Below are 22,332 nucleotides of genomic sequence, written 5' to 3' on the forward strand. Positions count from 1 at the left end.
GGCGAAAAGGTGCCTCGAGCCATAAACAACCATCACTGAAATCGCAGAACCGCCGTGTGACACGCAACGTCACGAAAGGAGCCTCACCGTCACCACATCCCGCTCACCCTTGAAAAACCTATCCAGCACCTCCTGAAACACCGGCCGGTCAGGCGCGGCGATGGCGAACAGAGTCATACTCGAATGCAACTTCATATCATCCGGCGAACCGAACATCTGCCGCGCAGTACGTTCTACCTGAGGAGCGATGACACCGGCGCACTGCTCGAGACGGGCGCCGAGCAACGGATGTTGCAGATAAGCCCGCGCTTCATCGAGATCGCTGATAGCAAAGCGTTGCGCCATATCGCTGCGGCCCAGCCCCTGAATCTGCGGAAACACGAACCACATCCAGTGGCTGCGTTTAAGCCCGGCCTCAAGCTCCGTCAACACCTGTTGGAACACCGGCTGCTGAGCGGTGACAAAGCGTTGCAGGTTGTAAACATCGTTCATGATGAGCTTCCTGTTTTTTAACGAACCTGTGGTCGTATGATGGCCGCCCGACACGGGGGTTCGACCTGTCTCCAGAGTTTTTACGTATGCCCGTCTTCAAGCGCTTCACCGTTTTCATGCAGCAGGCCCTGCGGGCCATGCACTTGGTCTGGACCACTTCCCGCGCGCTGTCCGTCGGTTTGATTCTGGCCACGCTGGTCGCCGGCCTGTTGCCTGCGCTGGGCGCCTGGCTGGGGCAGCGCATCGTCGACGCAGTGGTCGCGGCGATGCAATTGCATGCCAGCGTCGGTCAAGCCCCGTTATGGCCGGTGCTGCGTTACGTCCTGTTCGAAGCGGGCGTACTGGCCCTGCTGGCCGGGGCTCAGCGCGCCTTGTCGGTACAACAGGCGTTGCTGCGAGTGCTGTTGGGGCAGAAGGTCAATACGTTGATTCTGGAGAAAGCCCAGACGCTGTCGCTGTCGCAGTTCGAGGACTCGGAGTTCTACGACAAGCTTGTGCGCGTCCGCCGAGAAGCTTCGACCCGACCGCTGGCGCTGGTGACCAAATCACTGGGCCTGCTGCAAAACCTTATTTCATTGATCAGCTTCGCCGTGTTACTGGTGCATTTTTCGCCCTGGGCGTTACTGATTCTGGTAGTGGGTGCGTTGCCGGTGTTCTTCGCCGAGGCGCATTTCTCCGGGGATGCGTTCCGCCTGTTTACGCGACGCGCCCCGGAAACCCGTCGGCAGAACTACATCGAAACGCTGCTTTCCCACGAGGGCTACATCAAGGAGGTCAAGCTGTTCGGCTTCGCGCCGCTGCTGCTTCAGCGCTATCGCGAGACCTTCGAGCGACTCTATGCCGAGGACCGCCGCATGACCCTGCGCCGCGACGGCTGGGGATTTCTGCTGGGGCTGCTGGGCACGGCCTCGTTCTATCTGGCTTACGCGTGGGTGGTGGTCGATGCGGTGCACGGCCGAATCACCCTCGGTCAGATGACCATGTACCTGGTGCTGTTCAAACAGGGACAGGCGGCCGTCAGCAGTAGTCTCAGTGCGATCAGCGGGCTGTATGAGGACGGGCTGTACCTCGCCGATTTGTACGTCTACCTCGGCCAGCCGGTCACGCCACCGACCGGCAGCCTGACGCAGGGCGCGTTTCCCGGTGACGGCATGCGTTTCGAGAATGTCAGCTTCACTTATCCAGGCACCAGCAGTCCGGCACTTGAACATATCGACCTGCACCTGGCACCCGGTCGCAGCGTGGCGCTGGTCGGCGAAAACGGTTCGGGCAAGACCACGTTGATCAAACTGCTGACTCGCCTGTACCGCCCTGATCAGGGGCGCATCCTGCTCGATGGCAGCGATTTGCAGGAATGGGACGAAGACGCTCTGCGCTCGCGGATCGGCGTGATCTTTCAGGATTTCATTCGCTATCAGTTTCTGGTCGGCGAAAACCTTGGTGTCGGCGACACTCACGCGTTTCACGACGAAAGCCGTTGGCGCGCAGCCGCAGCACAGGGCATGGCCGCGCAGTTCATCGAACAGCTCGAAAAGGGTTACGCCACACAATTGGGCCGCTGGTTTGCGGGCGGGCAGGAACTGTCTGGCGGGCAATGGCAGAAGATCGCCTTGTCACGCGCATACATGCGCCGCGACGCCGACATTCTGATCCTCGACGAGCCGACCGCCGCGCTGGACGCAGGCGCAGAAGCCGCCGTTTTCGACCATTTTCGCGAATACGCCAAGGGCCGCATGACGCTGCTTATATCGCATCGTTTTTCCAGCGTGCGCAATGCCGAACACATCGTCGTGCTGGAGCACGGTCGGGTGCTGGAACGTGGCGACCACGACAGCCTGATCGCCGCCGCAGGGCGCTACGCCGCGTTGTTCGATCTTCAGGCGCAGGGCTATCGCTAGCGGTTGTTCCCGCTTCATCGCGCGCGACGAAACGGGAGCACACCCTGGATAAAAGTGTTGCAGTGAATGACCAGTCGGCGTTTTATGGGAGCCCTGTTTCACGCCGTATTTTTTTGAATCAAACGGAGACATCGATGCAATTTCGTAAATTGGGCAAAACCGACCTGTCGGTCAGCGCGATCTGTCTGGGCACCATGACCTGGGGCGAGCAGAACACCCAGGATGAAGCATTCGAACAGATTCGTATGGCCAAGGACGCCAGGGTCAACTTTCTCGACACCGCCGAGATGTACCCGGTGCCACCGCGCGGCGAAACCTACACCAAGACTGAAAGCATCATTGGCGAGTACTTCAAGAAGTACAGCGACCGCAGTGACTGGGTGCTGGCCAGCAAGGTCGCAGGTCCCGGTCGTATGGAGCACATCCGCGACGGCAATCCGCGCCTTGACCGCAAAAACATCACCGCCGCGCTGGAGGCCAGCCTCAAGCGCCTGAACACTGATTATCTGGACCTGTACCAGTTGCACTGGCCGGATCGCAAGACCAATTTCTTCGGCGTGCTGGGCTACACCCACGACCCGGATGATCAGGCCGTCGAGATCGAAGAAACCCTGTCTGTGCTGGGCGATCTGGTCAAGGCCGGCAAGATTCGTCATTTCGGTCTGTCCAACGAAACGCCGTGGGGCACTCAGCGTTTTCTGCACCTCGCCGACACCCTGAATCTGCCGCGTGCGGTGTCGATCCAGAACCCCTACAACCTGCTCAATCGCACCTTTGAAATCGGTCTGGCAGAAATCGCCATTCGCGAACAGATCGGCCTGCTGGCGTATTCGCCACTGGCGTTCGGTGTGCTGGCGGGTAAATATCTGGATGGCGCGCGCCCGGCCGATGGCCGCCTGACCCTGTTCGAACGCTTCCAGCGTTACAACAACCCGCAGGCCGTCAGCGCTACCGCCAGATACGTCGCGCTGGCCCGCGAGCACGGTCTGGACCCATCACAGATGGCGCTCGCCTACGTCACCAGCCGGCCGTTCGTGACCAGCAATATCATTGGCGCGACCAAGCTGGATCAACTGGCGATCAACCTGAAGAGCATCGACGTCACGCTGTCCGACGAAGTGATCGCCGGGATCGAAGCCATTCACACCTCACAGCCAAATCCGGCGCCATAACCTGAACCATGAATAACCTGCACTGAACTTACTTTCAGCCTCGCCAGTCAGCATTTAGGTTGCTCACTACGAGGCTGAATTTCATGCATATCTCACTCAAGCAACAAGTCGCAATTGTCACCGGGGCCAGTTCCGGTCTGGGTGCCGGTGCCGCGCGGGCGCTGGCCGAGGCGGGTGCTGCAGTCGTCATCAACTACAACTCCAAGGCTGAACCTGCCGAGAAGCTGGCTGAAGACATTCGTGCCGCTGGCGGCCGCGCCCTGGCCGTTGGCGCTGACGTTTCGAAAGAAGAGGACGTCGAGCGGCTGTTTGCCCAGACCATCGAACATTTTGGCGCGCTGGATATTCTGGTGGCCAATTCCGGTCTGCAAAAAGACGCGTCCATCGTCGACATGACCCTTGAAGACTGGAACACCGTGATCAACGTCAACCTGACCGGGCAGTTCCTCTGCGCCCGCGCCGCGTTGCGCCAGTTCATCAAGCAGGGCATGCGCCCGGACGTGTCGCGGGCCATGGGCAAGATCATCCACATGAGCTCGGTGCACCAGTTGATCCCTTGGGCCGGGCATGTCAATTACGCGGCATCCAAGGGCGGCGTCGACCTGCTGATGCGCAGCATCGCCCAGGAAGTCGGCGAGCTGAAAATTCGCGTCAACAGCGTCGCGCCGGGTGCCATTCGCACCCCGATCAACGCCGATGCGCGTCAGGGCGATGCCGAGAAGGAAATGCTCAAACTGATTCCGTACGGTCGCATCGGCGAGCCGGAAGACGTGGCCAACGCCGTGTTGTGGCTGGCTTCGGACGCCTCGGATTACGTGCATGGCACGACGCTGTTCATCGACGGGGGCATGACCCTCTATCCGGAGTTTCGTGGCAATGGCTGATTTCCCGGAAGAAGCGCAAAACCGTATCGAAGACCACGGCATCATCGGCGACATGCGCAGTGCTGCGCTGATTGCCGACACCGGCAGCATCGACTTCTGCTGCTGGCCGGATTTCGACAGCCCGTCGATTTTCACTGCGCTGCTGGACACTACCGACGCCGGGATCTTCCAGCTGGCGCCCGACCTGCCTGACGCGCGGCGGCTGCAGATTTACCTGCCCGATACCAACGTTCTGCAAACCCGCTGGATTTCCGAACAGGCGGTGGTGGAAGTCACTGACCTGATGCCGATCGGTGAAGATCAGGACGACCTGCCACGCATCGTACGCCGGGTTCAGGTGCGCTTTGGTGAGGCGCGGATTCGCATGCGTTGCCGGGTGCGGATGGACTACAGCCGCGCTGAAACTATTGCGCGCATTGACGGCGAGGACGTCTGTTTCGAAGCAGCAGACCAGCCCGGCATGCGTTTGTCAGCTGCCACGCCGCTGCACCTTGAGCAGCATGACGCTGTGGCCGAGTTCCACATGCAGAAAGGCCAGACCATCGAGTTCATCCTCGGCGGCATCGACGACCCGAATGTCGCGGCCGGCAAGTGCTCGCGCTATTTCGACGACACCCTGAAGTTCTGGCGGCGCTGGGCCGGGCAGTCACAATACAAAGGGCGCTGGCGCGAGATGGTCACCCGTTCGGCGCTGGCGCTCAAGCTGCTGACCTCGCGCAAGCACGGCGGCATCGTCGCAGCGGCGACGTTTGGCCTGCCGGAAACCGAAGGCGGCGAACGTAACTGGGATTATCGTTACACCTGGATCCGGGATGCCTCGTTCACCGTCTACGCCTTCATGCGCCTGGGGTACACCGACGAGGCCAACGCCTTCATGAGCTGGGTTCGTGGCAGGCTGGATGATGCCTGCAAGCAGGGTGAACGCCTGGGCATTCTGTATGCGCTCGACGGTCATCCGGAACTGCCCGAGGAGCATCTCGATCACCTGTCCGGTTATGGCGGGGCCCAGCCGGTGCGGATCGGCAACGAGGCGTACGAGCAGGTGCAGTTGGACATTTACGGCGAGCTGATGGACGCCGTGTACCTAGCCAACAAGTACGGCGATGCGATCTCCCACGACGGCTGGCAACATGTGGTGCGTCAGGTCGATTACGTGTGCGAGCACTGGAACGACCGCGATGTGGGCATCTGGGAAATGCGCGGTGGCGATCAGCACTTTCTGCACTCGCGGCTGATGTGTTGGGTGGCGCTTGACCGGGCGTTGCGCCTGGCCTTCAAGCGTTCGCTGTCGGGGCCGTTCGAGCGCTGGAACAAGGTGCGCGAAGAGATCCAGAATGACATCTGGGAGAACTTCTGGAACGAGGAGCTTGGCCATTTCGTGCAGCACAAGGGCAGCCGTAACCTGGATGCATCCATGCTGCTGATGCCGTTGGTGCGCTTCGTCGGTGCCAACGATCCCAAATGGCTGGCGACTCTGGATGCCATCGAAGCGACGCTGGTGCGTGACGGCATGGTGTTCCGCTATCGCAACGACGATGATCATGATGACGGTCTTGCCGGTGACGAGGGCGCCTTCGTTGCCTGCTCGTTCTGGTACGTCGAATGTCTGGCGCGTGCCGGGCGGGTCGAGCAGGCGCATCTGGAATTCGAACAACTGTTGCGTTATGCCAATCCGTTGGGCCTTTACGCCGAAGAGTTCGATGGCCATGCCCGCCACCTGGGCAATACGCCGCAGGCCTTGAGTCATCTGGCACTGATCAGTGCGGCCAGTTTTCTTGACCGCAAGCTGGGTGGTGGTCAGGCGCTCTGGCAACCCTGACAGCGCAGATGAGGACGGAGCATGCACGAATGAGCGTCAGGCGCTCATTCATGCGTTGCCTGTCATTTGCTGTGCAGGGCGTAACCGACAGGCTGTTCTTCCAGCCGGAATTCTCCGGCAATCGTTGCGCAATAGCTCAACCGCACCAGATAGGCGCCCGCATAGCCGCGCACGTCGACGTTTTCGTCGCAAGTGGCCAGCCTGCGACCGCGCAACAGGCCGGCGGTCTGAGCCGAGCGCAATGCGCCCATGGGCGTCCAGTCGGCAATGATCAGCGCTCGGTCGGGCACGAATTCCTGATACGCGCGCACAAATTGCTCGGCAGAGCGGTCGCGCAAGTATGGCACCATGAAGTAATGGATATCGTCACGCAGCGGCAGCGCCTCTTTGTGTAAAGGCAAACGGATCACGCCGCTGGCATACAGCGAATAGGCCAGCAGCATGACCAGTGGCGAGGACAGCGTCGAGAGGTTGAGCACGGTACTGCGTGCAGTAGGGCGTGGTAACAGTATTCGCAGCTGAATCATGCCGATGACACTCAATAACGCCACACCGGGCAGAAAGAACGTGAAACGGTCGGTGACGTTATAGGAAAGGGCGAACAGCAGATTCAGTAACGCCGCGCTCCATAGCAGTCGCAGCCGGTTGTCCCGGGGAAACATCAGCAGGCCGATCAGTTGCGGGCCGATCAGCGACAGCAGTAACAGCGCTACTGCATTCCTCTCTCTCCAGAGGGCGTCGAAGCGCAGCAGGCTGCTCTCCCATTCCGGGCCCGCGACGGTCGCCGACGCGCCGGTCAGATAACGGCGGGCAATGTCCAGCAGACCCATCCCGGCGTTGAGGTCATTGATCACCGCAACAGCCGCTGCCGCGAAGCCGAGCACGAAGCCGGGCAGGGTGATCAGAACCCGCGCTTTATGCTGATAAAGCATGTGCAGGTACAGCGGCAGCAGGACCACAAACGTCAGTTGATGAATAGAGGCCGCCAGCCCGGTCAGCACGCCGATCACGAACAGTTTTTTCAGCGCGCCCAGGCGTGCGCTCCGACTGAAATACAGGGCATACGCCAGCAGCACGAACAGCGTGTGCAGCAGATAGACCTCAGCCTTGGTCGACACCCAGAACACGCCATGCGCCAGAATGGTCGCCACGCCTGCCAGCACTGCCTGCCGCGCACTGGCACCGACGTTCCGTGCCAGCCGGTAAATGACCCAGGCCAGCGGCAGCAGCATCGAGTTCAGCAAGCTGAGCGGTTTTGCACCGAACAGGGTAAACACTACCGCGTTGAGCAACTGGTAAAGCGGATGTTCGAGCGGGCCTAACGACTGACTGAAGTACGGCCCCTCGCTGGCATTGGCGAGAAACATGCCGTTGTCCATCCACTGAACCGGACCGCTGGACGCCATGAAACTTGCGATGACGGCTGCGGCCAGTAGCAACAGCGGTACGACAGTCGAGGCACGAAATGGATTGGATGACATGCGGCGGCTCCTCCGTGAGATGAGTGAAAGGGCGTTTACAGCGGATGCTCTGGCATTGCAGTGGCGTTTTTGTAGCGGGACAGCATCGCTGCGCCAATGGCCACCGCGAACCACAGGGTTGCCAGGCGGATCAGCAGCGTGGCCGCAATCGCATCAGCGCCCGGCATGCCTTTCAACATCAGCAGCCCGATCATCACCGCTTCGGCACCGCCGAGCCCGCCCGGCATGAAACTCAGCGCCCCGGCGAGCATCGCCAGCGCATAGGTGAACACTGCAAAGGTCAGCGGAATCTGTGCGTCCATCCAGCCAAGAATCCAGTAAAACGCCAGCGCCTCGGCACTCCAGGCGATCAGGCTGAGCAGGCTCGCGGGCAGCAACAGGTGCCATTGCTGGCACTGCCGGGCGGCGAGCAGAACATCGAACAGCTGTTGCAACAGCGTGCGCCATCGCGAGGCTCGGTCTGTGCGGGTCAGTTGTCGCAGACGCAGCAGAAGCTGGCGCTGCGACAGCACCAGCAGGCCGGACAGCACCAGCAACAGGCCGACGATGATCAGCGGCTGCGCCTGCGGATACCACGACAGACCGAACAGGGTCAGCAACACGATGGCCAGCAGATCGGACAGGCGCTCGCTGACAAATGCGGCAAAACTCTGGGGGTAGGGCACGCCCAGCGGCTTGAGCAGCACGCCGCGCAGGGCTTCACCGGCCTTGCCGGGCGTGGTGGTCAGGGCGAAGCCGGCCAAGTAGATGCGCAGGCTTGGCCGCCAGGCGAGCGGGTGCCCCAAGGCGCCAAGGTAGAGTTGCCAGCGACCGAAACGCAGTGCGTAATTGATCGCTGACATCAGCAACGTCACACCAATCCCGAACAGCCCGACCCTGGCAGTAGCCGCGCAAACCGCTTGCCAGCCGCCCCACAAGGAAAACCCCAGGTAGCCCAGCGCTGAACCGACCACCGACAGCAGCACCATGCGGTAGCGCCAGCCTGACAACAAAGGCTGGCCGGTCACAGGTCGAGCCTTTTGAACAGCGGCTGCGGGATCGAGCGAATCACCCACATGATCCACGCCCAGAAGCCCGGCGCATACAGGCTGGTGGACTGGCGCGCGATGCCGCGGACGATCCGTTCGGCCACCACTGACGGTTGCGACAGCAGGGCGGCAGGCATCGCCTGGCCTTGGGTCATGGGCGTATCGACGAATCCGGGCTTGATCGTCACGACGTGCACGCCGAGCTTGAACAGGCGCGCCTGCAAACCGTCACAAAACGTCGAGACCGCCGCTTTGGCCGAGCCGTACAGATAATTGGACGGGCGTCCGCGCTCGCCGGCCACCGAAGAGATCACCGCCAGCGTGCCGCAGCGCTGGACTTCGAACTGCCTGGCGAGCAGGGTCAGCAGCGCAATCACCGACGCGCCGTTGGTGATAAACGCCTGCATCGCCAGCCCCACATCCTGCTCACAGGCCCGCTGATCAGGCAGCGTGCCGTGCGCGACCAGCACGATATCGATCTGCCCGAGGGCGATCAGGCAGTCGGCCAGCATTGCCGGGTGTTCCGCGAAATGCGTCGCGTCCATCTGGTGCAGGGTAATGAACCCTGCACCACGGGCCTTGAGGTCTGACGCGTTGCGCTCAAGCTTTTCGAGATTGCGCGCCACCAGAAAAAACGTGCTGCCTTCTGCGGCCCAAAGACGCGCGCAGGCATGGGCAATGGTCGATGTTGCTCCGATGATCAGGATTTTTTTCATGGCATCACTCGTTTCCAGAAGCGGGACATCAAAGTGGGGTCGCGCAGGGCTTCAACCTGCTCCCAGGCCGGGTAGGCCTGACGGAAATCGCTACCGGACATGTGCGCGTCTTTGGCTGGATACAGACGTCCGCCGGCTTCACGAACGATGGCGTCCAGGCGCGGAAACAGGGCTTCGGTGAGGTCGCGGGTGTGGGGAAAGTCCAGCGCCAGCGAGGTGCCGGGCAGCGGAAACGACAGCAGCCCCGGCGAGACGACATCGCCACACCGCTTGAGCACCGCGAGAAACGAGCCCTGGCCTGAGGCCGCAATGGCGTCGAGCAGAAGCTGCATGGCATGCGGCGCGGATTGCTCGGGAATCACGCATTGGTACTGCTGAAACCCTTTGCGCCCGTACAGACGGTTCCAGTGCAGAACCCGGTCCAACGGATAGAAAAAAGTTTCGTAGGCACTGCGTTTTGGCGCAGGTCTGCGTGCGTGGGCATGCCAGTAAAGTGCGTTGAATGCTCGCAGCGAGAGGCTGTTGACCAGAGACACTGGTGGAGTGAACGGCACGCTCAGACTGGCGCGCGGTTTGACCGATAATGATCCGTAACGCGCATGATCGCCGACAATGTATACGCCGCGGCCGCTGTTACGACCGCGGGCCAGGCAGTCGATCCACGCCACGCTGTACTCGTGATGAGCGTCCAGTTCCTGTGACAGCGTGAAAAACTCGGCCAGATTGGCGAAACGCACCACCGTGCTGTCGATCTGGCTGGCGCGGATCGGCAGCAGTTGCAGCTCCACCCAGCTGATGACGCCCGTCAGCCCCAGGCCGCCAATGCTGGCGGCGAACAGCCGGGGATTTTCTTCCGCCGAGCAGACCCTTGGCGCTTCGCCGTGGCGGACCAGACCGAAACGCCGCACATGACAGCCGAAGGTGCCACGCAGGTGGTGGTTCTTGCCGTGCACGTCATTGGCGACTGCGCCGCCGACAGTCGCCAATTGCGTGCCTGGCGTCACCGGCAGAAACCAGCCCTGCGGAACGGCGGCCGTGAGTAGCTGCGCGAGGGTCATGCCCGCTTCCAGCCGCACCAGGCCGCTGTGCCAGTCGGCGTCGATGAAGCGATCCAGCGTGTGCATAGCCAGCACGTGATCACTGGCGGCCAGACAACTGTCGCCGTAGCTGCGCCCGTTGCCGAACGGCAGGCTGTTTTGATGGCGGGCAACGACGCCAGCGAGATGATCCGGCAGCGCGTCGATGCTTTCACAGGCATGGCCCTGCTGGGCGATCAGCGGATAACGTCCCCACGAATAAAGTAGTGCGCTCATGCGGCTATCCAGAACACCAGCAGGAACAGCGCCCCGACGCCCTGGCTGACCCGGTCGCGAAGGGCGAACACGACCGGGTCCTCGTTCATCATGCCGCGATGTGTGAGCATCCAGACCCGGGTGATCCAGAACAGCAGCAGCGGGCAGGCCAGCCAGATCACATGGGGATGCTCGTACAGCGCCACTGTGGTGCCTTCGTGGATGTACAGCGCGAGGACCATCACGGACAGGTTGCCGGACGACGCCCCCAGCGAGGCGATCATGTCCAGATCACCGGGGTAATAGCCGCGGCCACGGGTCTTGCTGTCCACTTCGCGCAGTCGGGCGTCGCGCAACTCGGCGTAGCGCTTGACCAGCGCCAGGCTGAGGAACAGAAACATCGAGAACGCCAGAATCCAGAAGGTCAGTGGCAGTTGAAACGCCGCCGCACCTGCCAGAATCCGCGTGGTGTAGAGCATGGCCAGAACAATGACGTCCACCGCCATATGGCGCTTGAGATAAAGCGAATACACCAGCGTGAGCAGGTAATAGGCCGCCAGCACGGCTGAAAACTGCCAGGGCAACAATGCCGCAGCGCCAGCGAATGCGACGATCAGCAACAACGGTACGGCGATCAGCCCGGCCCGGATCGGCAGTTGCCCGCTGGCGAAGGGCCGCTCGCGTTTGCTGCGGTGCTGGCGGTCGTCAGCCAGGTCCAGCAAATCGTTGAGCACATAGACGCTCGAAGCGCACAGGCCAAAACACAGGAACGCCCACAGGCCATCGAGCAGCTGCTGCGATTGCTGCACCTGATGCGCCGCCATCAGAGGCACAAACAGCAGCGCATTTTTCAGCCATTGGTGCAGGCGCAGTGCTTTGCGCCAGTCGCGCCAGGGGTGGTTGGTCGAGTCGATCACCTGCGCGACATTGCCCTGCGCACGTGCCTGCCGTTCGACGCCCGCCAGTGGTCGGGCGATGATGGCGTTGCGGGACGCCGCCCAGACACACAGGTCATCCCGAGAATTGCCCATGTAGTCGAAGCCACCCTCACCGTAGTGGCTGACCAGCAGGTCGCGTTTTCGATGAGCAGAAAGATTGGTTGCTCCGTCCGAGGCCCACACCTGATCGAACAACTGAAGGTGCTGTGCGATACGCTCGGCAATGCTGCCATGGGCGGCTGTCGCCAGAATGATCAGGCGTCCGGTCAGGCGTTCGGCCTTGATGTAATCGATGACGTGTGCATTGTAAGGTAGCCAGGCGACGTCGATCGGTGTCGCCAGGGCCAGCTGTTGTTTGAGCGCCGCCTTGCCTTGGAACAGCCAGGCGAACAGCCTGAACACCTGCAGCGGGTGATGACGAATAAACGCCACTGCTGTTTCAAATAACAGATCCGAACGTAACAGAGTCCCGTCAAGATCGACGACCAGCGGAGGAGGGGCCTCAAGAACTCTTCCCTGAATTCCGTACATGAACAGTCGCTCCTTTGAAAGTGAGCGCACTATGGAACGAAAACGGACAATCGCCACGTCAATAAAGTTAAACAGTCTCGACAATGTCGCCAGAGGCGTGACGTCAGAAAACGCAGCTGTTCCGGGCCTGCAATGCAGGATCGCTATTGTTTCAGCCATGGACGTTGTTCAGGGGTAATAACGTCAGCGTTGTAACGTTGTCGAGCTACCGGACGCTCATATGCGGTCACTGACCGGATCACCTGTTTTCCGGGAAGGCGTCATAATGCCGCCTTTTTCCGGTCCGCCTCAGGAGTCGTAGTGAGCCACTCTTTATTGCTTGAGCTGATTCCGCTGGTCACTGATCTGTCCCGCGAGCTGCCGGACGAAGAACGCTATCGACGCTTGCTGCGCTCGTTGCGGCATTGGTTGCCGTGTGATGCAGCGGCGCTGCTCAGGCTTGAGGGCGACATACTGATCCCGCTGGCCGTGGATGGCCTGAGCCTCGATACGTTGGGGCGACGCTTTCGGGTCAACGACCACCCGCGTTTTGAAATCCTCCTGGCGAGCAACGGGCCGGTGCGCTTCTCTGCCGATTGCGAGTTGCCGGACCCGTATGATGGCCTGGTCGATGGTCACGGGCCACTTGAGGTTCATGACTGTCTGGGCTGTGTGCTGTCGGTTCAAGGGCGACCGTGGGGATTGATAACGCTGGATTCGCTGGACCCGGCCACGTTCGGCCAGGTCGATCCGGGCAACCTGCAGGCCTTTGCCAGCCTGGCGGCCGCGACGGTGATGGCCAGCGAGCGGATCAACCAGCTGGCGCGTGGTTTCGAGGATCAGCGGCAACTGGCGGAAATCTACAAGCGCGCCGCCGGTGCCCGTGCACCCCGCGAGCTGATTGGCCAGAGCGACGTCCACCAGCGTCTGCAGCAGGAAATTCAGCTGGTCGGCAACAGCCCGCTGACCGTGCTGATCACCGGCGAAACCGGGGTCGGCAAGGAGCTTGTGGCCGAGTCGATCCATCGGCATTCACCCAGGGCGCATCAACCGCTGATCAGCCTCAACTGTGCAGCACTGCCAGAAATGCTGGTCGAGAGCGAGCTGTTCGGGCACGTCAAAGGCGCTTTTTCCGGCGCTGTCAGCGAGCGCAGCGGCAAGTTCGAACTGGCGAACGGTGGCACGCTGTTTCTCGACGAGGTGGGCGAGCTACCGTTGGCGGTGCAGTCCAAGCTGCTGCGTGTGCTGCAAAGTGGTCAGTTGCAGCGGGTAGGTTCGGACCGCGAGCATCGCGTGGATGTGCGCATCATCGCCGCGACCAATCGCGACCTCGTCGAAGAGGTTCGTTCGGGCCGCTTCCGTGCCGATCTCTATCATCGCCTGAGCGTCTACCCGCTGCAGGTCCCCGCCTTGCGTGAGCGCGGGCGCGATGTATTGCTGCTTGCCGGTTATTTTCTCGAAGAAAACCGTGTGCGCATGGGGTTGCGCAGTGTGCGCCTGAACAGCGAGGCGCAAAGGCTGCTCCTCGGCCACCGCTGGCCAGGCAACGTACGTGAGCTGGAACATCTGATCAGTCGCGCGGTGCTCAAAACGGTATTTGCGCAACCGCGAGGAACGCGGGTTCTGAGCATTGATGCCCAGGCGCTGGACTTGCAAGGCCCTGCATCGGGTACACCGACGCCCGCTTCGGCAAGCGCCAGTATCGATCTTGTACAGGGGCAAGGGCTCAAGGTATCGGTGGACGCTTATCAGCGCGTTATCATCAGCGAATGCCTTGCCCGGCATAATGGCCGATGGACACAGGTGGCTCGAGAGTTGGCCGTGGACAGAGCCAACCTCAATCGTTTGGCCAAGCGACTGGGTATTCGCTGACAGGGCGTCTGACGATGTTCATTGGTCGCGGATATCGAAAAAAGACTGAATTTTTTTGCAGCGGTTCAGGTCACCTATACTTCAAGCCACTGCTGAAAAAAGGATCAGGCTTTCAATGGCACTTCCAAAGCACTACCGCATTGATTATTTATTAAACGGTTCGTTCAAGAGTTTTTACATACGCACCGAGAGCATGGACAACGCAGAAGCCTGGCATTACGCAAGTGTCGATGCTGGCTTGGCGCGCATACCCAAATACCGACTGGAGAAGGTTCCGCGGGTCTCCAAGCCTTATGCAGAACACTTCGGTGTGACCAACGTGGAGTGGGCCCAGGCGTGACCCGCTCCAATCGCTGATTACTGGGATGGCAACTTCGGAGTCAGCGATGGGTAATCTGCTCCAGCGCCAGATTGCGTGTGCATGGCCCGAAGCGGCCGATGACGATGATCACAATGAGCATGCTGCTGACAATGAACGCCAGCACCCCGGGCGTGCCGAAGTGATCGAGAAATATTCCGATCAGCAGGCTGCTGAATACCGTTGACAGACGGCTGAACGAATAGCAGAACCCTACCGCGCGAGCGCGAATGTTGGTCGGGAACAGTTCTCCCTGATAAGAGTGGTAACTGAAGCTCAACCAAGCGTTGCAGAACGTGATCATGACCCCGCAGAGGATCAGCCCGGCTGCGCTGGTTTGAAACGCGAACAGGCTGCCGAAGATCATTGCACCCAAGGCCGAGCCGACAATTTGCCATTTGTTTTCAAAGCGATTGGCAAACTTCACGAACAGCAACGGACCCAGCGGGTACGCCAGCGTAATCACAAAGGCATAGCTCAGGCTGTGGGTGACACTGACGCCTTGTCCGGAAAGCAGCGCGGGCAGCCAGTTGCCAAAGCCGAAAAAACCGATTGCCTGAAAGATGTGAAACACCACCAGCATCAATGTGCGACGGCGGTAGGGCGGTTGCCACAAGTCGGCAAAGCGTCCCTTGCCTTCGACGGCAACCGCCTCTGGCTGTGGTTCGTCCAGCGGCTTGCCGTGCTCTTTCAGGCAACGTGCCTCGATGTTGTCCATGATTCGTTCGGCTTCATCGAAGCGCCCCTGTTGCGCCAGCCAGCGCGGCGACTCGGGAAGTGCTGCACGCAGCCACCAGACGAAGAGCGCGAATACCGCGCTGCTGATCACCACCCAGCGCCACCCGGCAAAGCCCAGCGGGTCTTGCGGTACCAGCCACCACGACATCAGTGCAACGCAGGGCACCGACAGAAACTGGATGAAAAAGGCAAAAGCGAAAGCCGAACTGCGGATGCGCTTGGGCACCAGTTCCGACAGGTAAGTGTCAATGGTCACCAGTTCGACCCCCAGACCGATACCGACCACGAAGCGCATGCCGATCACGCCTATTGCCGAGGTCTGCAGGCCCATGATCACGGTGGCAACGGTGTACCAGATCAGCGCAAAAGTAAAAATCGCGCGACGACCGAAACGATCGGCAATCGGACTCAGCAGGCTGGCACCGAAGAACAGGCCGAGAAACGTCGCCGAAACGAAGGCAGCCTGATCGGAGAAGCCGAACAAGCCCTGACTGCCGGTGGCGAAGATGCCTTCGCGGATGAGGCCGGGGCTGATATAGGCGGTCTGGAACAGGTCGTAGAGTTCGAAGAATCCGGCAATGGACAGCAGCGCAACCAGTCGCCAGAGGGTCGCAACCGCAGGTAGGCGGTCAATACGCGCCGAGATATGAGCGGCACGCAGCAGTTCGCTGGCCGCAATGCCTGTCTTCCGGGAAGGATTCATCAATGCCATCCTGAGTTCTTGTTTGAAGCCGGATAGTACGCTTTTACAATTGGTAATATTTAGCGCCGTGTGCGTTTTTCGGCCCATTCAGGATGAATAATTGTTTAACAGGAGAATTTATTGAATGTTTATTTTATTTCGACACTGTATGACGCTGATCAGGTAATAGTCGTGCACAGGCTTATGATTTTTTAAGTCCATACAGATGCCGCGTCGATCCGGCGCTTTGAGTCAGTTCGGATGTATCAACATGTGTCACAAGACTTTAGGATGAGGCTCTTTATTCTTCTGCCCGACAGAGATCCCGTGACGTACAAACTGCCCACCACCGCGACTGCTCCGTTCTGTCCCTCGGCAACCAGTGACAGCATTGTCATCCCGCCGAACGCCTCGCTGCTGCGCAAGATGATGCTGTTCGTCGGCCCCGGATTGCTGATCTCCATTGGCTACATGGACCCCGGCAATTGGGCGACGGCTATCGAGGCGGGCTCGCGCTTCGGCTATTCGTTGCTGTTCGTGGTCGTGCTGGCCAGTCTTTCCGGCATGGTGCTGCAGAACCTTTGTTCGCGCCTGGGCATCGCCACGGGCGGGATCTGGCGCAACTGTCCGCCACCCACTACAGCCGTAACGTGGCAAAAGGGCAGTGGCTGCTGGCAGAGCTGTCGATCATTGCCACCGATCTGGCTGAAGTGCTGGGTGCGGCGCTGGCGTTTCACCTGCTGCTGGGCGTGTCGATCACCACCGGGGTGGCGCTGACGGCCTTCGATACGCTGATCGTGCTGGCCTTGCAGGGTGCCAACTTCCGCCGTCTGGAAGCGATTGTGCTGGGGCTGATCGCCACCATCGCGGCCTGCTTCGCCGTCGAATTGATCCTGATCAAGCCGTTCTGGCCGGACGTTTTTGCCGGGCTGAAACCGAGTTGGGATGTGCTGAGCAGTCAGGAGCCGCTATACATCGCGATCGGCATTCTGGGTGCCACGGTCATGCCGCATAACCTGTATCTGCATTCCTCGGTGGTGCAAACGCGGGTCAACGGCTCGGACCTGGCGAGCAAAGCCAGCGCGATTCGCTTCGCGCGCCTCGACACCATCGGGTCATTGAGCCTGGCGTTGTTGATCAACGCCGCGATTCTGATTCTCGCGGCGGCGGCGTTCCACAAGACCGGTCACACCGAGGTGGTCGAGATTCAGGACGCCTATCACCTGCTCGATCCGTTGGTCGGCGGCGCTCTCGCCAGCGTGCTGTTCGGTGTTGCCTTGCTGGCGGCCGGGCAGAGCTCGACGTTCACCGGCACGATTGCCGGGCAAGTGGTGCTCGAAGGCTTTTTGCAGGCGAAGATTCCCTGCTGGCAGAGGCGTTTCATCACCCGTGCGCTGGCGCTGATCCCGGCATTGATCGGCGTGATCTGGCTCGGCGACAGCTCGGTGGGCAAGATGCTGGTGCTCAGTCAGGTGGTCCTGAGCCTGCAACTGCCGTTCGCGCTGTGGCCGCTGATCCGCTTCACCAGTGATCCGCAACTGATGGGGCCATTCGTCAACAGCCGGCTGGTGAAAGCCGTCGCGTGGGGGCTGTTCGGCCTGATTTCGGCAGCCAACCTGACGCTGATGTGGTTCTGGATCAGCTGAACTCGGGCGATTTCAGCGACTCTCAATCCTGACATTAGCGTCAGCCGCGGAGAGCCCGAGATGAACACCAGTCGTGCCAGTGGAATCGTGTTCGAAACTGATTTGCCTGCCCGGCTGGATCGCCTGCCCTGGGGGCGTTTTCATACCTTGCTGGTCGTCGCACTGGGCATCACCTGGTTGCTCGACGGCCTGGAAGTCACCCTCGCAGGTTCGGTGGCGGGTGCCCTAAAAGCCAGTCCGGCGCTCAACCTCAGCAACAGCGATATTGGCCTGGCGGGTGCTGCGTATATCGCGGGTGCCGTGTTGGGCGCGCTGTTCTTTGGCTGGCTGGCGGACCGCCTGGGGCGGCGCAAGCTGTTCTTCATCACCTTGCTGCTGTATGTAGGCGCGACCGCTGCTACGGCATTCTCGTTCAGCGTGTGGAGCTTCATGCTGTTCCGCTTTCTGACCGGGATGGGCATCGGCGGCGAGTACACGGCGATCAATTCGACCATCCAGGAGTTCACGCCGGCCCGTTACCGTGGCTGGGTTGATCTGACCATCAACGGCACATTCTGGCTGGGCGCGGCATTGGGCGCAGTCGGCTCGATTGTCTTGCTGGACCCGCAATGGATCGGGGCCGAGCTCGGCTGGCGTTTGTGCTTCGGGATCGGCGCGGTGTTGGGTTTATTGGTGCTGCTGATGCGCCTGTGGCTGCCGGAGAGCCCGCGCTGGCTGTTGATTCATGGACAATCGGCAGAGGCGGCCCGCATCGTCGAGCAGATCGAAGCGGACATGCAACGCCGCGGGCACGTATTGCCTGCCGTCGAGGGTAAACCGTTGCGGCTGCATGTCCGAGACCACACGCCGCTCGGCGAGGTCGCCAGAACGTTGCTGGTCACGTTCCGCCAGCGCTCGCTGGTGGGCCTGACGCTGCTGACCGCTCAGGCGTTCTTCTATAACGCGATTTTCTTTACTTACGCGTTGGTGCTGACGGATTTCTACGATGTGCCCGCTGAGCGGGTGGGCTGGTACGTGTTGCCGCTGGCGCTGGGCAATTTTTGCGGGCCGCTGCTATTGGGCAGGCTGTTCGATGTGGTTGGTCGGCGGGTGATGATCAGCCTGACCTATGGCGTGTCCGGGGTCCTGCTGGCAATCAGCGGTTATCTGTTCCAGCAGGGCTTGCTGGATGTGACCCAGCAGGCCATCGCCTGGATGGTGATCTTTTTCTTCGCGTCGGCGGCGGCAAGCTCGGCTTACCTGACCGTGGCCGAAACCTTTCCGCTGGAGATACGCGCGCTGGCGATTGCCGTGTTCTACGCATTCGGCACGGGGCTGGGCGGCATTATCGGGCCGACGCTGTTCGGTGAACTGATCGAAACCGGTGATCGCAGCAATGTGCTGATCGGCTATCTGATCGGGGCAGGGTTGATGCTGTTCGCTGCGCTGGTGCAGTCGATCTGGGGCACGGCTGCCGAACGAAAATCGCTGGAGGAGGTTGCGCGGCCGCTGTCGCAGGCGGATAGCCACTAAACGGTCAGTTGCTGAATACACCGCGCAGGCTGTGGACCGAGGCCTGCAAGCCGAAAATGCGTTCGCTGACTTCCTGAGCCTCGTGCGGGCGCGCGGAAAGCTCAAGGTACAGCATGTGCCCGGCCATGTTACGCGACACGCGCTCGAGATCGTCGGCAGTGCGGCGTACATAAGCCTGAATGTCTTCCAGTTGCTCGATTTGCAAGAATGCTTCCTCATAGGTCGCATCCGAGCGCACTAACGCAAAAGGGCCGCTCTCATGAGTCCGCCCAAGAAAGTTTTCGGCAACCGCAATCGCTTCTTTAGCGACACGATTAAATAAAGTTCTCGCCGCTGTCCCGGCTGTTTATTCGTCTTCCTGATCGTCCTGCCCGGAATAGGAATCCAGCAGTTCGGCCAGGGCCAGGGTGCGGCTCAGCCCGCTTTTGCTTGCCACGATTTCAGCCACTGCCTGTGTAGCGGCCACCCTGGCAGCTTCGCGTTCGGCATCGGTGTTATTGGGCGTGGCGGCCTGCGCAGCCTCAATAATCGATTGCTCAAAGGTATTCATGGTGCTCGCTCTTGAAGTTCATGTGCCTGTGATACCGCCAACGGCGAATGGTTTCAAGGTCGATCAGTCACCTTCGTAGGGGAATTCTTCGAGCGCCTGGCCCAACGCCACGCCCTGGGGCCCTTGCAGGTTGTCCAGCACCCAGCAACTGTTGGCATTTTTTGCCAGCAGCAAGCGTGTGGTCTGGCTGCTGACGGGCTGCTGAGGGGCGTCCTTGTAACCCAGGTTGTACGTCATCTCGACCACCGCCTGCTTGTCGGACGTGGACACCAGCTTCCAGTTGATCGGCCTCTGCACATCACCTTCCTGTGCGTCAGTCCACGGGTTGGCGCTGACGGCACACTGATCGCCGTTCTGGCAGGCCCAGTCTTTCTTCAACAGGCTCAACAGCGATTTGGACAGGTACTCCGCGCCACCCTTGTCCTTGAGGTAGAAGTCCTGATGCTTCTCATAGATCCAGCGTGCCGTATCAACCGGCGTTGCAGCAGGGCAGGCAGCCTGTGCGGTGGATGAAAGCAGGCAGGCGAAGGCAAGGGCAATGGTTCTGGACATGGAGCGGGCTCGCGGAAAGGTGGCAATAGTGGTTACGCGGTGAGTTGCATGCGGACAAGTCTGCATTTGTAAGGCATGCGGACAAAAAAGCAATGGTTTTAGGTGAGATCTGGCAAGGGATTGATGCACAGCACTGACGTCGCTGAATCGCTGTGTGACGCGCTGCGTCATGAAATAGGTTCAGTGGAGGTGACCGGGGCGGCGATCCGCGTGGCTAACGAAGGCAAGGGTACAAGCGCCCCGTTTTTCGGGGCTGTACCGGTCGGGGCTGTACCGGCCTCTTCGCAAACCGCCGTCCCGGCTGCGCCCACAAACCCTGTGTGTGGCGATGAGCGCAGAGCCAGGGCTGCTCATTACTTACTTTTTGACCGGCACGATATCCATGATCTGGCCGTTCACTTTCTGGAATCGCACGTACTTGTCGTTGATCTTGACCCACTCGCTTTCCTTGGCGGGCGCTTCCAGGCCCTTGCTTTGCCAGTCTTTGACCTCAAGGTCGCTGCGGCGGTATTTCTCCGGCACGCGGGAACCTACCTCCAGTTCGTGAACGTTGTCCTTGGACTCGGTCACTTTCGGATCGGGCGTCTCTGCTGCGTGAACCGGCAGGGTAACGGCCGAAAAGCAGCCGAGCAGGGTCATGCAGGCGATCAACGATTTGCTATTCATGTGAAGACTCCCAGTCTGATTAACAGTCGACGGCATAATGCCTTCGTCAGAACTGGGACCTTCACGGTTACAAATCATTCGATCAGTTTTACGGGGCTCAGCCCTTGAGCGTTTCAGCAATGGTCACGGCAAGCGGCGTGGCAGGGCGTCCGATCAGCTCGCTCAACTGTCGACTGTCGTCGAACAGCGCGCCTTTGGCGGCCGCTGCGTCCGAGTCTGCCAGCAGGTTGGCCACGTAGTCCGGCAGGCCGGCCTCGATGAGCGCCGCTGCGAATTCAGCCTGCGGCAGGTCAACATACGCCAGTGTCTTGCCGCTCTGTTTTGACAGTTCGGCGGCGTAGTCGGCGAGGGTATAAGGCTCATCGCCCGCCAGTTCGTAAAGGCGACCGGCCTGATCCTCTGCGGATGTCAGGATCACGGCGGCAGCTTCGGCATAATCCAGCCGCGAAGCCGAGCTGATTCGCCCTTCGCCAGCGCTGCCCAGTACTGCGCCGTGGGCCAAAGCCCCTTGGGCACCTGCCACATAGTTTTCGGTGTACCAGCCATTACGCAACAACACGAACGGCAGGCCACTTGACTGCAAGTAGTCTTCCGTCTCGCGGTGCTCTTTGGCCAGACCCAATGCCGAGGTGTCGGCGTGCAACACGCTGGTATAGGCAAACAATCGGACCCCGGCACTCTTCGCCGCATCGATCACCGCTTTATGCTGCGGCAGACGCTGGCCCACTTCGCTGGAAGAAATCAGCAGCAGCTTTTCAGCACCGGCAAATGCGCTGTTCAGCGTCGACGGTTGTGAGTAATCGGCCTGACGAACCTGAACGCCCAGTGCCGAGAGGTCTGCGGCTTTTTCCGGGTTACGCACGGCCGCGATGACTTGTGAGGCAGGTACGCGAGTGAGCAACTGTTCAATGACGAGACGGCCAAGCTGGCCTGTGGCACCGGTGACAACGATCATGTTGGAGTTCTCGATTCAGGTTGATAGAAAGCGCCAGCATAGTCATGATGCTTTCTTTTCGTAAGTACGTACAAAAAGGTAAGTGTCATGAGCGAATCCGCCACGCGTCCATACTCCGAAACGGCCGAATCCATGCTGGCCTTCGTTCGTCAGGGGCAAGTGCTGGCAACTGACTGCCCGTCGAGGATTGTTCTCAACCATGTCTGTAGCCGTTGGGGCGTGCTGGTGTTGGTGGTATTGCGTGGCGGTATGCACCGCTTCAGCGAGGTGCGGCGCAAAATCGGCGGGGTCAGCGAAAAAATGCTCGCGCAGACGCTTCAGCATCTGGAGCAGGACGGCTTTGTCAGCCGCAAATCGCTGCCCGTGGTGCCACCGCATGTCGAATACCGGTTGACGCCAATGGGGGAAGAAGTGGCCTTGCAAGTCGAGACGCTTGCGATCTGGATCGAGACCAATCTGCCACGCATCATGCAGGCCCGCGAAACGTCTGCCGAGGCGCAGGTGAAGCTTTCTTGAAGTATTTCTGACAGATTTTTCATCTATTGAGGGTCGGCTCCACTGCCTGCCATCA

General features: G+C 60.4%; 20 protein-coding genes and 1 pseudogene. 9 read left to right on the forward strand and 12 right to left on the reverse strand.

Going from position 1 to position 22,332, the window contains the following annotated elements; genetic code table 11:
* Positions 1-69 precede the first annotated feature (69 nt).
* Complete coding sequence (locus tag ABJ99_RS18345; RefSeq protein ID WP_054087030.1) at positions 70-492, reverse strand: DUF1810 domain-containing protein; 423 nt, start codon at positions 490-492, stop codon at positions 70-72.
* A gap of 86 nt (positions 493-578) precedes the next feature.
* Here ABJ99_RS18345 and ABJ99_RS18350 point away from each other — a divergent pair, with 86 nt between their 5' ends.
* The 4 genes from ABJ99_RS18350 to ABJ99_RS18365 all read left to right on the forward strand — a co-directional run bounded on the left by ABJ99_RS18350 (position 579) and on the right by ABJ99_RS18365 (position 6,265).
* Positions 579-2,390: an ABC transporter ATP-binding protein gene (locus tag ABJ99_RS18350; protein ID WP_054087031.1), complete on the forward strand. Its 1,812-nt coding sequence runs from the start codon at positions 579-581 to the stop codon at positions 2,388-2,390.
* A gap of 134 nt (positions 2,391-2,524) precedes the next feature.
* Positions 2,525-3,562: an NADP(H)-dependent aldo-keto reductase gene (locus ABJ99_RS18355; RefSeq protein WP_054087032.1), complete on the forward strand. Its 1,038-nt coding sequence runs from the start codon at positions 2,525-2,527 to the stop codon at positions 3,560-3,562.
* 83 nt (positions 3,563-3,645) lie between these two features.
* Positions 3,646-4,446 carry an SDR family oxidoreductase gene (locus tag ABJ99_RS18360; protein WP_054087033.1) on the forward strand — a complete coding sequence of 267 codons (801 nt, stop codon included), beginning with the start codon at positions 3,646-3,648 and terminating at the stop codon, positions 4,444-4,446.
* A complete protein-coding gene (locus ABJ99_RS18365; RefSeq protein WP_054087034.1) occupies positions 4,439-6,265 on the forward strand; it encodes a glycoside hydrolase family 15 protein in 1,827 nt (608 codons plus the stop codon). Before ABJ99_RS18360 ends, ABJ99_RS18365 begins: the two co-directional genes overlap by 8 nt.
* Before the next feature lie 62 nt (positions 6,266-6,327).
* On the opposite strand, the gene ABJ99_RS18370 is transcribed toward ABJ99_RS18365, so the two are convergent.
* From ABJ99_RS18370 to ABJ99_RS18390, 5 genes are read right to left on the reverse strand one after another with little or no spacing between them, the layout of a single operon-like run.
* On the reverse strand, positions 6,328-7,746 hold the full coding sequence (locus ABJ99_RS18370; RefSeq protein ID WP_054087035.1) for a glycosyltransferase family 39 protein: 1,419 nt from the start codon (positions 7,744-7,746) through the stop codon (positions 6,328-6,330).
* A gap of 35 nt (positions 7,747-7,781) precedes the next feature.
* The gene (locus ABJ99_RS18375) at positions 7,782-8,753 is read right to left on the reverse strand and encodes a lysylphosphatidylglycerol synthase transmembrane domain-containing protein (RefSeq protein ID WP_054087036.1); all 972 of its coding nucleotides are present in this window, start codon (positions 8,751-8,753) and stop codon (positions 7,782-7,784) included.
* On the reverse strand, positions 8,750-9,490 hold the full coding sequence (locus ABJ99_RS18380) for an SDR family oxidoreductase (protein WP_054087037.1): 741 nt from the start codon (positions 9,488-9,490) through the stop codon (positions 8,750-8,752). The genes ABJ99_RS18375 and ABJ99_RS18380 overlap by 4 nt, the downstream gene beginning before the upstream one ends.
* Entirely contained in the window at positions 9,487-10,803 is a 1,317-nt protein-coding gene (locus ABJ99_RS18385) for an FAD-binding oxidoreductase (protein WP_054087038.1), read from the reverse strand. Before ABJ99_RS18385 ends, ABJ99_RS18380 begins: the two co-directional genes overlap by 4 nt.
* On the reverse strand, positions 10,800-12,251 hold the full coding sequence (locus ABJ99_RS18390) for a UbiA family prenyltransferase (RefSeq protein WP_054087039.1): 1,452 nt from the start codon (positions 12,249-12,251) through the stop codon (positions 10,800-10,802). Before ABJ99_RS18390 ends, ABJ99_RS18385 begins: the two co-directional genes overlap by 4 nt.
* A gap of 300 nt (positions 12,252-12,551) precedes the next feature.
* On the opposite strand from ABJ99_RS18390, the gene norR reads away from it, so the two are divergent.
* Both norR and ABJ99_RS18400 read left to right on the forward strand, forming a co-directional pair.
* Positions 12,552-14,102 carry a nitric oxide reductase transcriptional regulator NorR gene (gene norR / locus ABJ99_RS18395; protein ID WP_054087040.1) on the forward strand — a complete coding sequence of 517 codons (1,551 nt, stop codon included), beginning with the start codon at positions 12,552-12,554 and terminating at the stop codon, positions 14,100-14,102.
* A gap of 115 nt (positions 14,103-14,217) precedes the next feature.
* Positions 14,218-14,442 (forward strand): DUF6555 family protein, encoded by a 225-nt coding sequence (locus ABJ99_RS18400; protein ID WP_007247833.1) that lies wholly within the window; start codon positions 14,218-14,220, stop codon positions 14,440-14,442.
* A 40-nt stretch (positions 14,443-14,482) separates the two neighbouring features.
* On the opposite strand, the gene ABJ99_RS18405 is transcribed toward ABJ99_RS18400, so the two are convergent.
* The gene (locus ABJ99_RS18405) at positions 14,483-15,901 is read right to left on the reverse strand and encodes an MFS transporter (protein ID WP_054087041.1); all 1,419 of its coding nucleotides are present in this window, start codon (positions 15,899-15,901) and stop codon (positions 14,483-14,485) included.
* Positions 15,902-16,306: 405 nt separating this feature from the next.
* On the opposite strand from ABJ99_RS18405, the pseudogene ABJ99_RS18410 reads away from it, so the two are divergent.
* A pseudogene (locus ABJ99_RS18410) lies at positions 16,307-17,526 on the forward strand (Nramp family divalent metal transporter).
* Between the two features lie 60 nt (positions 17,527-17,586).
* On the forward strand, positions 17,587-19,038 hold the full coding sequence (locus tag ABJ99_RS18415; RefSeq protein ID WP_054087042.1) for an MFS transporter: 1,452 nt from the start codon (positions 17,587-17,589) through the stop codon (positions 19,036-19,038).
* 4 nt (positions 19,039-19,042) lie between these two features.
* Here ABJ99_RS18415 and ABJ99_RS18420 read toward each other — a convergent pair whose 3' ends face one another.
* The 5 genes from ABJ99_RS18420 to ABJ99_RS18440 form a co-directional block, all read right to left on the reverse strand.
* Positions 19,043-19,243: a hypothetical protein gene (locus tag ABJ99_RS18420; protein ID WP_054087087.1), complete on the reverse strand. Its 201-nt coding sequence runs from the start codon at positions 19,241-19,243 to the stop codon at positions 19,043-19,045.
* 141 nt (positions 19,244-19,384) lie between these two features.
* Positions 19,385-19,588 carry a hypothetical protein gene (locus ABJ99_RS18425; protein ID WP_054087043.1) on the reverse strand — a complete coding sequence of 68 codons (204 nt, stop codon included), beginning with the start codon at positions 19,586-19,588 and terminating at the stop codon, positions 19,385-19,387.
* Between the two features lie 63 nt (positions 19,589-19,651).
* On the reverse strand, positions 19,652-20,140 hold the full coding sequence (locus tag ABJ99_RS18430; protein ID WP_054087044.1) for a DUF3828 domain-containing protein: 489 nt from the start codon (positions 20,138-20,140) through the stop codon (positions 19,652-19,654).
* 357 nt (positions 20,141-20,497) lie between these two features.
* Positions 20,498-20,806 carry an RcnB family protein gene (locus tag ABJ99_RS18435; RefSeq protein ID WP_054087045.1) on the reverse strand — a complete coding sequence of 103 codons (309 nt, stop codon included), beginning with the start codon at positions 20,804-20,806 and terminating at the stop codon, positions 20,498-20,500.
* 97 nt (positions 20,807-20,903) lie between these two features.
* Entirely contained in the window at positions 20,904-21,761 is an 858-nt protein-coding gene (locus ABJ99_RS18440) for an SDR family oxidoreductase (protein ID WP_054087046.1), read from the reverse strand.
* Positions 21,762-21,848: 87 nt separating this feature from the next.
* On the opposite strand from ABJ99_RS18440, the gene ABJ99_RS18445 reads away from it, so the two are divergent.
* Entirely contained in the window at positions 21,849-22,277 is a 429-nt protein-coding gene (locus ABJ99_RS18445; protein ID WP_054087047.1) for a winged helix-turn-helix transcriptional regulator, read from the forward strand.
* The last annotated feature ends 55 nt before the right edge of the window (positions 22,278-22,332 follow it).

The organism is Pseudomonas syringae pv. cilantro (assembly GCF_001293775.1).
GTDB classification, from domain to species: domain Bacteria; phylum Pseudomonadota; class Gammaproteobacteria; order Pseudomonadales; family Pseudomonadaceae; genus Aquipseudomonas; species Aquipseudomonas syringae_P.